A 12,890-nucleotide genomic window follows, 5' to 3' on the forward strand; every position below is an offset into this window, starting at 1 on the left:
GGCTCGCAGGATCAGTCCACGCACGGGACACCGCCCCCGGCGACCTTCTCGGAGTTCTGCCCGGACTTCTTCCCGGACTCCCCCGCGTGCCCCTTGTCCTGGGGCTGCTTTCCGTGTCCGGTCTGTTCCTGGACCCGTCGGCGCACCAGGTCGCGGTCCACGATGTTGACGTCCTCGCCGTTGTGCCGGGCGAAGCTCTCCACCGGCAGGGTGGTGAACTCCACGTTGCCGCCGGTGAGGTTCTTGGCCTGCCGGACGAAAGAGAGGACGCCCCAGCCCTTGTCGAGCACGACGTTGTCCTTGACCACGTCCTTCAGGTCGAGCAGCCGGGCGGGGTGGGTCAGCGTGCCCACGCTGTTCGCCTGGTGCAGGGCCGAGGCGAGAAAGGCCTGCTGGCGGCGCGTACGGTCGAGGTCCCCGCGCGTCAGGCCGTGCCGCTGCCGTACGAACGCGAGGGACTCCTGCCCGTCGAGCTTCTGCCTGCCCGCGGGGAAATCGGCACCGGAGTAGCGGTCCTTGACCGGCTTGTTGAGGCAGACCTCGACGCCGTCGAGGGCGTCGGCCAGGTGGTGGAAGCCGGCGAGACTGACCTCCGCGAAGTGGTCGACGGGGACGCCGAGGAAGTCGCGCACGGTCCGGATCTGCGAGGTCCTGCCCGCTTCCCTGCCAGCCCGCTCCAGCCGGTGCCCGTCCGTGACGCCCTCGCCGCGCAACCGGTTCTCCTCCGCCGCCTTCGCGAGCCCGTACGCTTTCTTGATCTTGTCCTTGCCGTGGCCGGGTATGTCGACGAGGTCGTCGCGCGGGATGGAGAAGCCCTTGGCCTTGCCGCCACCGGCCGGGACGTGCAGCAGAATCAGCGTGTTCGCGTTGTAGCCGCCGATGTCGGAGCTTCCCGCGTGCAGCTTCTTCAGTACGTCGGCGGGCAGCTCTTCGCCGTTCTGGTCCTTGCGGGTGTCCAGGCCCATGAGCAGGATGTTCGTCGTGCCGTCCGTCGACTTGGGGGCGTCTGCGCCGAGGGCGGACGAGGAGCCGATGCTGTCGAGCTCGCGGTACAGGTACCAGGCGCCGGCGCCGCCGCCGAGTACGAGGACACCGGTGAGGCCCAGCAGGGTGCGGCCGAGCCGGGCCCTTCGGGAGACTCCCCGCCGGGGCGAGTGCCGAGGGCGCGCACGATGTCGTCGGGAGCGGGGGCTGACGGCTCGGTGCTGAGACATGGGGACGATCCTGAACGCCCTTTCCTGAGGGCATCCTGAGGATCCTGAGGAATCAGCTGCGGTCTTCAGGAATCTTCGGGAATCGTTTGCCGGGAGGCAGGGATCGTTTCGCAGGAGGGCGGACCCGCCGTGGGCAGCCGCAGGACGAGGCACGCGCCGCGCTCGCCCGGCGCCACCCGCAGGGTCCCGCCGTGGGCCTGTGCGATCTCCCGCGCGATGGCCAGGCCGAGGCCGGTGCCGCCGCTGGCGCGGTTGCGGTCGGCCTCGAGTCTGGCGAACCGGTCGAAGACCTCCTCGGCCGCCTGCGGCGGGATGCCGGGGCCGTCGTCGGCGACTTCCAGGAGTGCCGTGCCGGTGGCCGGATCGGTCGCGGTGGTGACGCGCACCTCGGAGCGCGCGAAGCGCTGGGCGTTGTCCAGGAGATTCGCGAGCAGCCGCTCCACCTGTCCGGGATCGGCTCGTACGAGGACGGGGGCGTCGGCCGCGTCGAGGAGCAGCGGAACCGGGGCCGAGCGCCGCCGGGCGATCTTCTCCGCGGCCAGCAACGACAGGTCGACGAGCTGCGCGGCCGGCGGCTGCCGGGCGTCGAGGCGGGCGAGGAGCAGCAGGTCGGCGGCGATCCGTTCCAGTCGGACGGTGCTGTCGAGGGCCTGGCCGAGGGAGGCCGCCGTGCCGGGTGCGGGCTCGTGGAGGAGGGCCAGTTCGAGTTCGGCGCGCGCCGCGGCGATGGGGTTGCGCAGTTCGTGCGAGGCGTCGGCGACGAACTGCCGCTGCCGGGTGACCGAGTGCTCCAGGCGTTCCAGGGTGTCGTTGACGGTCCGGGCGAGGCGGGTGATCTCGTCCTGGCCGCCGGGCGCGGGCACGCGGCGGCCGAGCCGGTCCGCGCTGACGGCCGCGAGTTCCCGTCGGATGGATTCGACGGGCCGCAGCGCGGCGCCGGTCACGGACCAGGCGATGACTCCGGTGAGCAGGACGACGAGCGGGCCGCCGGCCAGGACGGCGACGCCGAGCGCCCGTTCGGCGTCGGCCACGGCGTTGAGCACGGTCAGCGCGTAGACGTAGCGGTCGCCGTCGGGCGAGGGGGTGCGGACCACGGCGACGACGCTGGTGTGGCCGGCCAGCGCGGGCGCGGCGGCGAAGTCGCGTACCGCGGAGTCCTGACCGGGGCCGGGCCGGAAGTCCGCGAGGCCGGCGGCGCGGGCGGCCGGGTGGGGGGCGGTGCTGGCCAGGGCGCGGCCCTTGTCGTCCAGGACGAGCACGGCGTCCACCCCGTCGGCCGGTTCCTGCATGTCGCCGCGCGGCGGACCGGGCCTGGTGGCGAGGTCGGCGGCGGCCTGTCGGGCGGCGAGCTCGGTGCGGGCCGCGGTGTTCTCCATGAGGTTGCCGCGCAGGGTGACGTAGAGCCATCCGCCGCCGAGGGAGAGGGCCACGATCATGATGAGGACGGCGGCGGCCGTGGCCCGGGCGCGCAGGGTGCGGGGCAGCCGCGGGCGGAGTCTTCGGGGGAAGCGCAGCTTGTGGGGGAGGTGGGCGCCGTCGGTGTCAGGGCGCATCGGGGGCCAGCCGGTAGCCGATGCCGCGCACCGTGCGGATGGTGTGCCGTCCGAAGGGCGTGTCGATCTTCTTGCGCAGCGAGCTGACGTACACCTCGACGATGTTGGGGTCGAGGTCTGCGGGCGAGTCCCACACCTCGTCGAGGATGTCCTGTTTGGAGACGGTGCCGCCGTCCGCGGCGAGGAGGCAGCCGAGCACCTCGGCCTCCCGCGCGGTCAGCTCGACACTCTGCTCGCCGCGCTTGCACAGCCGTGCGACGACATCCAGCGTGAGGTCGCCGGCCTGCAGGGTCGCGGGGCGCTCGCGTCCGGCCCTGCGGCCCAGCGCGCGCAGCCGCGCGAGCAGCACGACGAGCGAGAAGGGCTTGGTGAGGTAGTCGTCCGCGCCGGCGTCGAGCCCGTCGGCCTCCTCGTACTCGCTGTCCCGTGCGGTCAGGATGAGGACGAGGGCGTGCTCGTCGAGGGCGCGCAACCGGCGGCAGACCTCCAGCCCGCTGAGTCCGGGCAGCATCAGATCCAGCACGACCACGTCGTAGCCGCCGGTCAGCGCGAGCTCGAGGCCCGTGTGCCCGTCATGGGCGACATCCGCCCAGTGGCCGTCCGAGGACAGGGCCCGGCGCAGGGTGTCGGCGAGTGCCGGCTCGTCCTCGATGACCAGGATCTTCACTGCTCAAAAGTCACATATCTCGTCAATAGGGATGCGGGTGTCCACTCTACGATGCCGCCACTGAGGCGTGGCCGGGGGCGCCGAGGCCTCAGAACGGCTGAGCTCCCCCAGGGTCGAAAGTCCCGCGCTTTGAGGACCTTCGTGTACGGCTTCGAGCGGATCGAGCTGTGACGATGGCGCTACGGAAGATCAACTACCGGCCCGTCAACACCGCGTTCCCTGCCGACTGTTGCAGGAGGCGGGGATGGCGGGCCGGCCCCCCTCTCCGGTGCGCACAGAAGGGCCGCCCCAATGACTGCACCCACGACGCTGCACCACGAGAGCCCCGTCCCCCGCACCGACGCCTCGCAGCAACCGCTCGCGCACAGTTTCCTGCCGCCGCGCCTGCCCGCTCCCCACCTCTCCGGGGCCTGGACGGACCTGGACGCGCTGGCGCACGCGACCGCCGCCGCGCCCTCACCGGAGGACGCCCGCCACTCGGTGGACGTGGCAGACCGCTCCGGTGCGTTGACGGTGCTGCGCCAGCGCGTCGCCCGGCTGCCGGAGCACCGGGCGCAGGCGGCCGCGATGCGCGTCGCGGTCGTCGTGGCGGCCTGCGACTGGACCGGCCTCGACCCGCACGCGCCCGTCTCGCGCCGGACCGCCAACGAGGAGTTCCTCTCCCTGTGGTCGTCGCTCGCGCACCGCAGCGGCCATCAGGAGATCGTGGCGCTGCCCACGCTGTCGCTGCTCAACTGGGCACCGGTGCGCAAGCCCGGCCGGTCCCTGCCCGTCGACCAGCTGGCCCGCGCCGAGAGCCTGACACCCATCGTGCGCTGGGCGCCGCCGGGCCGGCCGCTGTCACGCCTGGACCTTCTCATGCTGGCCACGGTGCGCCTGGAGGCCCACGGGGCGTGGCTGTTCCGGCTCTCGGAGACCCTGGCGGGCCGTTCTCCCGGCGATGGCGCCGTCTCGGTGGCGCTGGGCCGCATGACCCGTATCCAGCACGCCCTGCTCGGGCACCTGCGGCTGAGCACGGAGAAGATCAGCACGGCCCCGGCGACCGCCCGGCAGTGCGCGGTGCTCGCGGCACTCGCCGAGCACGAGGCGCTGGAGCCGCCGGTGCTGCTGGTCTGCGACGCCGTCCTGGGCATGGGCGGGCGCATGGGCGTCGGCAGCCGCTACCAGCTGCGCCGCCATCTGCCCACCGCGCACCGCGCCTGGCTCTCCACCCTGGACCGCCGCAGCGCGGCCCTGAGGACCCTCGCCCACCGCCGCGGCCCGGACGCGGACGCCTACCGCGAGGCCCAGGAGTCGCTGGTCGCGCTGCGCTGTGCGTACGCGGAACTGGTGCGGATCGCCGGCCGGCCGTCAGTCGGGGTTCGCGGCGCACGCGCGTCACGGCGGCCGGCGTCGGTGCGGGGGGCGGGGGCCCGCGGCGCGGCGCGCCTCAGCGCTTGAGGGCCGCCAGCCCTTCGGCCGCCTGGTCGGCGGCCTTCGCGCGGGCCACGGCGGCCTGCGCGCCCTGTCCGAGTTCGTCGGCCAGGCGTGCCTGGGCCAGCCAGTTGTAGGGGCACACCGGGCGCAGGCTGATGCGCTCGCTGAGGAGCGTGCGGGCCAGTTCGTGGCGGTCCGCGCGCAGGGCTGCCTCCAACAGGGTCTTGTGCACGGCGTCGCGCTGGGCATGGCTCCCGCCGTAGTCTCCGAGGCGGTGCCGGACGGCGAGCAGGAGGTCCACGGCCTGGTCGTAGCGGTGCTGTCCGTACGCGATCAGGGCGCGGCACACGGGCAGTCCGACGTCCGCGGTCATCGCGCGGTTGGACGTGCCGGGGCCGCCGCCCGCGGCATAGGCCTCGCGTTGGCGCACCAGGCGTTCGGCGTCGGTGGTGCGGCCCGCTCCGGTGTAGGCCATCACCGCGTGCACGTCGTTGAAGGCGTAGTAGGCGCCGTCGTGGCGGGCGGCCCAGGCGTCGGCGAGGCGCTGCCACCGGTCTCCGGCGTCCTCGTCCATCAGGTGCAGCCGCCACAGCAGGGCGGCGGCGTCCAGGAGTTCCATCGCCGCGCCGGTCGATTCCGCGTGGTGCAGGGCCGCGTCGTAGATCTCCAGGACGCGAGGGGTGTCGCCTGCCTCCAGGGCGTAGAGGCAGTAGTGCCACCAGTTGTGCACGTTCAGGTAGTTGCCCGTCGCCCAGTCCTGCGCGCGGGCGTCGAGATAGCGGATGCCGTCGGCGAACCGCCCCTGCATCTCGTAGGTGTGCACCACGGCGTGGATGGCCCACACGTCGCGCGGTCCGCGCTCGACGGCCCGGAGGCCCGTCTCCCTGGCCTGCTCGTAGTGACCGGATTCTTCGAGTCCGAAGGCGTACATCCCAAGGACGGGGCCGTAGTGGGGGTCCCCGGCGTCCCAGGTGGACAGCGCGCCGCCGACGCGGTCGCGCAGCCGTGGCGCGTTGCCGGTGAAGAAGTCGATCTGGTGGCCCACCGCCAGGGCGAGCACGTCGTGCGGGTACTCCACCGCGATGTCGCCCAGCACGCGGCCCGCCCGGTGGATGTCGCCCCTGAGCCAGGCGGTGGCGGCGGCGACGTGCATGCGTTCGCGCGGTGTCATCTCGCCGCGGTGTACGTGTTCCCTGAAGCGCTCGAAGGCGTTGCGGGCGTCCGCGGCCTCCTTCTCCTCGGTGCCGAGGAGGCCGAGGTGGGCGGCGAGGACGTTGCCCATGACCGAGCGCGGGGCGGCGTCGAGCAGCCGCCGTGACGCGTCGGCCACCTCGGCGCGGAAGAACAGCAGGTGGTCCAGCGCCTGCTCGTAGTGCGCCACGGCCTCGTCGCCGGTGCGGGACATCGGGTGGCCGTGCCGGTCGCCTGCCATGACCGACTCCTTCCGAGGGGGGAGACGCCGAGCGGATCGGTGAACGCTGCACTGCGCCGCCCGCCGAGCGACGGCACTCCATCCTGCCCGCCGCGGGGGCGGTTGACGCACCGCCGTCGGAGCGCGGTCCGTCCCGGGAACGGCCCATCGGCACTCTGGCATCACCGCTTCGGGCGACCTACCTTGGCAGCGGGGTACGCACCACAAGAACGGCTTGTCATGCACTTGTCCATTTTGTCCCGGCAAGAGGCACGAGGTGAGCCATGTTCCTCCGTCACAGACGCTCCGCGCGCGGACACCGCACCCGTCCGCGCCGCGGCCCGGCCCGTCGCATCACCGTCGCCGTCACCGCACTCGCCGCCCTGGCGGCCGCCGCCGCCGGCACGGCGCAGGCGGCGCCCGACGACACCCGCGGGACCGGCCAGGACCGGCCGTCCCTGATCCGGCCCATCGACCCGCAGAACTGGCGCAATCCCGACGACATGTCCTGGAGCGAGTACCGCTCCGTGCCCGGCACCGACTGGGCGAACCCCGACGTGAAGCCCACCGACCGCACCTTCAAGGGCGCGCTGGTGCTCCTCGACTACCCCGACGAGGAGTTCACGCTCAGCCAGGCACCCGGATCCACGGTCTTCGGCAACCCCCAGCCCACCGCGGCGAACGTTCCGCGCACACAACTGCCCCAGTTCTACGAGGACTTCCTCAACAAGCCCGGCGACCTCAACCGCGGCCACACCATCAACGAGTACTGGATGGAGGACTCCGGCGGGCGCGTCGGAGTCGACCTGAAGGCCTTCGGCGTGTACCGCATGCCGTTCAAGTCCTTCCAGTACGGCATCGAGCCCGGCATGAACCCCGGCGCCTGCCCGTCCGGCACCACCTGCGGCAAGGACATCCGCGCCAACGGCAAGGCGGCCTGGGTCGCCCAGGTCGGCGAGGCGGAGGCGGCCAAGTACGACTTCGTCTTCTTCCTCACCGCGGGGCAGGACGAGTCGTCCACCTGGCAGGAGTTCGGCCAGATGAAGTTCGGCTCCCAGGGCCAGGTCCCGGCCGTGTGGGGGCCGCCCGCGCCCATCTCCTCGGGCGGGAACGCGGCCGCCACCCGCTACGTCCCGTGGACCTCCTGGCAGGCCGCGGCCCGCATCTGGCCCAACGCCGTCACCGGCTCCTCCACCCAGGCCGAGAGCTCCGGCATGGGGGTGTACGCCCACGAGCTCAGTCACATCCTGGGCATCGGCGACAACTACAACAACCCCTACGGCACTCCCCTGAGCCGCTCCTACACCGGCATCTGGAGCATGCTGTCGCGCGGCTCGTTCAACGGCCCCGGCGGCCCGCACACCCGGTGGAAGATCCCCGCCACCGACGGCGGCTCGATGGGCTCCCAGCACATCCTGCGCGACAAGCTGGAGCTCGGCATCGTGGACGAGAAGAACGTGCTGCGCCTGGACCGCGACGCCCTCAAGGACTCCGGCACGGTCGTCGCCAAGGTCACCGCGCGCTCGGCGCCGCCCGGCGCGAAGGGCCTGGCAGGGGTCAACATCGCCATGTCCCGCGACCTCTCCCCCGCCTGTGACCGTGACACGGACCCGCTGTGCGACGGCGGCGGCTACCAGAACTACACGGTCGAGGTCGTGGACCGCATGGGCATGGACTCCTTCACCCCGGACAACGGCGTACTGATCACCAAGACCAAGAACGAGGACCGGGCCCCGTTCGCCTGGGTCGTCGACGCCCACCCCGAGGACATCGACATGGTGGACTTCATCCGCCCCGACGGCACCCCGCAGAAGATCACCATGGGCGACTACCGCCAGCTCAGCGACGCACTCTTCCATGCCGGGGCGGACTCCGGCAGCTCCTACGAGTACGTCGACCGCGCCAACCGGCTGCACTTCTACGTCACCGACATCCGGCGCGGCCGCTCGGGCGTGCTGTCGTACACCATCGCCGTCAAGTCCCTGGACGGCGCGGGCCCGCAGCGCCGCGGCACCGCGCTGCGCCACGGCGAAGCGGCGGGCAACCCCGTCAAGGGCCGCGCCACCTGCACGTTCCCGCTCAAGAACACCGGCAGGGCGCCGGCCGACCGACCGGGCGGCCACCCCGAGGACGCCCGGCGCTACCTCGGCTCCGACGTCTACCGGCTCTCCGCAGAGGCCACCGGCCGCGGCTGGTCCGCCTGGCTGCCCAGCGAACTGGCCACAGCCGAGGCGGGCTCCACGGTCGACGTCGACGTGGCCGTCACCGCCCGGCCCGACGGCGGCAAGCACGGCCGGATCACCCTCACCGCGCGCTCGGTGAGCGACCCGCACAAGACCGCCAGAGCCACCTGCTCCCTCGCGAGGAACGGGGGCCACTGACACCTGTGAGGAACGGGGAGGGGGTGCGGGCCGCGGCCCGCACCCCCTCCGCTCGTCAACCGCCCCCGCCGCCGCACGCGGCCGCCCACGCCCACTGGGCCCGCTCAGTCGAAGACGTACCGCTGCCCGGCCCGCACCTTCACCGTTCGCACCCCGCCGCTGAACAGGGCGCTGCGCAGGACGAGTTCGCGCGTCCGCGAGGCCGTCAAGGCGATCCGGGTGGCGCGCCCCGCCGCCCAGTCGATGTCGAGGGCCGCTCCGCCGCGCGCCCGCAGGCCCCGCACCGCCCCCTCGGGCCAGGCCGCGGGCAGGGCCGGCAGGATCTCGATCGTGTCGTACTGGCTCTGCACGAGCATCTCCACGATGCCCGAGGTGGCGCCGAAGTTGCCGTCGATCTGGAACGGCGGGTGGGTGTCCCAGAGGTTGGGCAGCGTCGAGGACTTGAGCTGCTCGCCGAGCATCTTGTGCGCGTGGTCGCCGTCGCGCAGGCGGGCCCAGAAGTTGACCTTCCATGCCTTGGACCAGCCGGTGCCGCCGTCGCCGCGCGCCGTGAGGGAGACCTTCGCGGCCTCCGCCCACCTGCTGCCGGGCTCGATCTGCCGCCCGGGGTGCAGGGCGTAGAGGTGGGAGACGTGCCGGTGGTCGTCGGTGCGCTCGTCCACGTCGGCCTTCCACTCCTGGAGCTGTCCCCAGGATCCGATGCGAAGTCCCGGGTCGAGGGCCGCCAGCGTCTTCTCCAACTCGGCGCGGAAGGACGGCGCGTCACCGAGGACACGGGCCGCTTCCAGCGTGTTGGTGAGCAGGTCGTGGACGATCTGCTGGGCCATCGCGCCACCCGCGGTGAAGTCGCCGTGCTCGGGCGAGTAGCTGGGCGTGACGATCAGGGTGCCGTCGCGCGGATCGGCCCGCAGGTTGTCGAGCCAGAATGCGGCGGCCTCCTTCATCACCGGGTACGCGGTGGTACGCAGGTAGTCCGTGGAGCCGCCGAAACGGTAGTGCTCGTAGAGCTGCGCGGTGAGCCAGGCGGCCGCCTCGGGGAACCAGAACGCGGTCGACCAGTCGTGGACCCCGGTGAACCCGTACGGGTTGGTCTCGTTGTGCACGACCCAGCCGCGGCTGCCGAACATCTCCTTGGCCGTGCGCCGCCCGGGCGCACGCAGGGCCTCGACGAAACGGTCGTACGGGGCCGTCGTCTCGGGCAGGTTCGCGGCCTCGGCGAGCCAGTAGTTCATCTGGAGGTTGATGTTGGTGTGGTAGTCGGCCGACCAGGGCGGCGTGGTGCTGTTGTTCCAGACGCCCTGGAGATTGGCGGGCAGTGAGCCGGCCCGCGAGGAGGCGATGAGGAGGTAGCGGCCGTACTGGAAGAAGAGGGCTTCCAGCGCCCGGTCCGCGGCGACGTCCGCTCCCGACCCGTACTGCTTGAGCAGCCGGTCCGTGGGAAGGCCGGCGGGCAGCGCCTGGCCGATGTCCAGGGCCACGCGGCCGAACAGCGCGCGGTGGTCGCGCAGATGGCGGTCGCGCAGCGTGCCGTGCCCCGCCGAGACGGCCTTGTCGACGGCGCCGGTGACGGTGGCGTGCGGGTCGTCGCCCCGGTAGTCGGGGTAGGTGTCGGCGTAGTCGGTGCCCGCCGCGAGGACGAACCACACATGGTCGGCGCCGGTCACGGTGATGCTGCCGTCGCCGTTCGCGACGCGCGTGCCGCCCTGGTGCGTGACGCGCAGCTGGGCCTCGAACTTCAGCTCGTTGTCGGCGAGTTGGCCGCGCACGGTGAGCCGGTCGCCGGCCGCCCGCGCGGTGCGGTCGGCGCGGGGCGAGGTGTGGCGGAACGTGCAGGTGACCTGTCCCGCGCGGTCGGCACAGAGCCTGCCGACGATCACTCCGTCGGGGTACGAGGCGAAGAACTCCCTGCGGTGAGTCACCTGTTCGTGCTGGTAGGTGACGGTCGCGAGGCCCTGGCCGAGGTCGAGGGAGCGACGGTAGGCGGCGCCGGGCGCGGCCGGTGCGCCGGGTACGTCGATGTGGAGGTCGCCGAAGGTCTGGTGGGCGCCATAGCCCCGCCGGGACTGGCCGAGCTTCGCCGCGACGGCGTCGGGGCCGAGCGTGCCCTTCTCGTCGAGCTCGTCGCGCACGGCGTCGAGGGCGCCGGGCCGGGCGTCGCGCCAGTTGCCGAAGTCGTAGCCCTCCCGGGAGCCGGGACCGCCGGTCCACAGGGTCTTCTCGTTGAACTGGAGCCGCTCGGAGGCGAGGGTGCCGAAGACCATGGCGCCGAGGGCTCCGTTGCCGATCGGCAGCGCCTCGCGTTCCCAGTCCACGGCGGGCGCGTCGTACCAGAGCAGCGATTCATCGGAGGTGTGGTGCTCCGCGTGCCCGGCGGTGGCTGCGGCGGAATCGGCTGCGGCAAACGTGCCACCGCCCGCCGCCAGGGCGGCAGCACCGCCGAGAGCGGACCTCATGGTCGTTCTTCGCGTGATCGCCTGAGTCATGACCGGTCACGTTAAAAGTCCGATGACTGAGCTGGCAAGAGCACGACACAAAACTGCCCCGTTCCGCTGTGGGAACGGGGCAGTGCGCCGGTGGGGTCCGGGGTCGTCGTCAGTGGCCGTCAGCCCTGCTGGAAGAGCTCCGCGGGCAGCGGCTTCAGGAGCGCGTACAGGTCATCGGTGATCGGCCGGTCCCAGGCGGCGATGGTCACCAGGACGTTGTCGCTGCGGTCGAACTGCACGCAGGAGATCCGGCTCTCGGAGAGCTTGAGGCGGCGCACGATGAGGAGGTTGTCGCCCTGCATCACCGGCATGTCCTCGGCGGAGACGACCGTGATGTCCTCGTCGTTCTCCAGGGCCAGAAGCAGCTGGGCCACCTCGAAGGGAACCTCGCCCTCGGCGGTCTCGCGCGCGGGCGACCCCTCGGGGAGGTTGCCGATGATCATCGCGGGGCCTCGGCCGCCGAACAGGTCGTAGCGCAGGAAGACGCCCTGGCAGCTGCCGTCGGGGGCGGGCAGCAGGCCCGCGCCGAGATTGCCGGGCCAGTCACCGGGGTCCATGGCCAGGACATCGAAGTCCGGGCCCGCGGGAGTGGCGGAGCTGCGGCGGCGGAGGAAGGACATGCGCCCATGGTACGTGGCCCGCCGGGCGAACCGGCGCGGGGGCGGGCCCGCCCGACGCGCCGGCCCCGGTGCCCCGCGGGGGGTGCGGGAAGTGTGCGACCAGCCACGACGTACCCGGGCGGCCCGGCGGGCGGCCCGGAGTCCCGGCCACACCCCACCCCTGGGCCCCACCCGCCACACCCGCCCCGGGCGACCGCCCTCCCGGCCCATAATGGCGCCCCCCGACGACGGAGTCCCGGTGACCGACGCATCATCCGTACTGAACTACTGGCACGGCAAGCTCAGCGACGTACCGGACGAGGTCTGGCACCACCCGCGCCTGGAGGTCCTGCTCCTCCCGGACAACGCGCTGACCCGCCTTCCCGCCCGCATCGGCACGCTCCAGGCGCTCCACACCCTCGACCTCGGGCACAACCGGCTGCGCACGGTCCCCGACGAGCTCGGCGACCTCACCGGCCTGAGCCGCTTCCTCTACCTCCACGACAACGAGCTCACCGAGTTGCCCGCGCCCCTCGGCCGCCTCACCCGGCTCGCCTACCTCAACGTCGGCGAGAACCGTCTGACCGCGCTCCCGGACTCGCTGGGCGGCCTGCGCGGGCTCCTGGAGTTGCGCGCCCAGCACAACGAGTTGACCCGGCTCCCCGAGACCATCGGCTCGCTCACCGGACTGCGGGAACTGTGGCTCCGCGGCAACCGCCTCGCCGATCTGCCCCGCGGGACACGCCGCCTCACGGAACTCCGCGAGCTGGAGCTGCGCGACAACGCGTTCACGGCCGTCCCGGACGCCCTCCGCGCTCTCCCGCGACTGCGCCGCCTCGACCTGCGCGCCAACCACCTCACCGAACTGCCCCGTTGGGTGGCGGAGTTGCCCTCCTTGGAGAAGCTGGACCTGCGGTGGAACGAGGTGCGCTGCACCGACGCCCTCCTGCGGCAGCTCGAGGCCAGAGGCTGCGTGGTGCTGCGCTGAAAGCCCCGAGGGCCGAACACCCGCACCGGCACGGTCCGCGGCGGAGCACCGCGCAGCCGGGGGGGGGGGGGGGGGCCCCCCCCCCCACACCCCGCGACCAGTGGCCCACCCCACCCCCCCCCCCTCCACACAAACGCCCCCACCCTACCCCCCCCGCACCAAGCGCCCCCCCCCCCCC

General features: G+C 72.7%; 9 protein-coding genes. 3 read left to right on the forward strand and 6 right to left on the reverse strand.

The annotated features are described in order from the left end of the window. Positions 1 to 11 precede the first annotated feature (11 nt). From ACZ592_RS24135 to ACZ592_RS24145, 3 genes are all read right to left on the reverse strand, one after another. Positions 12 to 1,214, reverse strand: a complete 1,203-nt coding sequence (locus ACZ592_RS24135) for an LCP family protein (RefSeq protein ID WP_471583691.1) — start codon at positions 1,212 to 1,214, stop codon at positions 12 to 14. A gap of 65 nt (positions 1,215 to 1,279) precedes the next feature. Further along, a complete protein-coding gene (locus tag ACZ592_RS24140) occupies positions 1,280 to 2,767 on the reverse strand; it encodes a sensor histidine kinase (RefSeq protein WP_471583692.1) in 1,488 nt (495 codons plus the stop codon). Beyond that, entirely contained in the window at positions 2,757 to 3,434 is a 678-nt protein-coding gene (locus ACZ592_RS24145) for a response regulator transcription factor (RefSeq protein ID WP_471583693.1), read from the reverse strand. The genes ACZ592_RS24140 and ACZ592_RS24145 overlap by 11 nt, the downstream gene beginning before the upstream one ends. Positions 3,435 to 3,725: 291 nt before the next feature. Between ACZ592_RS24145 and ACZ592_RS24150 the strand changes: the two genes are divergently transcribed. Next, the gene (locus ACZ592_RS24150) at positions 3,726 to 4,874 is read left to right on the forward strand and encodes a hypothetical protein (RefSeq protein WP_471583694.1); all 1,149 of its coding nucleotides are present in this window, start codon (positions 3,726 to 3,728) and stop codon (positions 4,872 to 4,874) included. Here ACZ592_RS24150 and ACZ592_RS24155 read toward each other — a convergent pair. Further along, positions 4,864 to 6,282, reverse strand: a complete 1,419-nt coding sequence (locus ACZ592_RS24155) for a tetratricopeptide repeat protein (RefSeq protein WP_471583695.1) — start codon at positions 6,280 to 6,282, stop codon at positions 4,864 to 4,866. The two genes, ACZ592_RS24150 and ACZ592_RS24155, sit on opposite strands and share 11 nt — an antisense overlap. 263 nt (positions 6,283 to 6,545) lie before the next feature. Here ACZ592_RS24155 and ACZ592_RS24160 point away from each other — a divergent pair, with 263 nt between their 5' ends. After that, entirely contained in the window at positions 6,546 to 8,642 is a 2,097-nt protein-coding gene (locus ACZ592_RS24160) for a M6 family metalloprotease domain-containing protein (RefSeq protein ID WP_471583696.1), read from the forward strand. Positions 8,643 to 8,746: 104 nt separating this feature from the next. Here ACZ592_RS24160 and ACZ592_RS24165 read toward each other — a convergent pair whose 3' ends face one another. Continuing rightward, positions 8,747 to 11,095, reverse strand: coding sequence for a glycoside hydrolase family 95 protein (locus ACZ592_RS24165; RefSeq protein ID WP_471583697.1), 2,349 nt, complete (start codon positions 11,093 to 11,095; stop codon positions 8,747 to 8,749). A 149-nt stretch (positions 11,096 to 11,244) separates the two neighbouring features. After that, positions 11,245 to 11,745, reverse strand: a complete 501-nt coding sequence (locus ACZ592_RS24170; protein ID WP_356572628.1) for a glycosyltransferase family protein — start codon at positions 11,743 to 11,745, stop codon at positions 11,245 to 11,247. A gap of 211 nt (positions 11,746 to 11,956) precedes the next feature. Here ACZ592_RS24170 and ACZ592_RS24175 point away from each other — a divergent pair, with 211 nt between their 5' ends. Then, a complete protein-coding gene (locus tag ACZ592_RS24175) occupies positions 11,957 to 12,712 on the forward strand; it encodes a leucine-rich repeat domain-containing protein (protein ID WP_471583698.1) in 756 nt (251 codons plus the stop codon). Positions 12,713 to 12,890: the final 178 nt, after the last annotated feature.

The sequence above is a fragment of the Streptomyces sp. NPDC040622 genome (assembly GCF_055593965.1).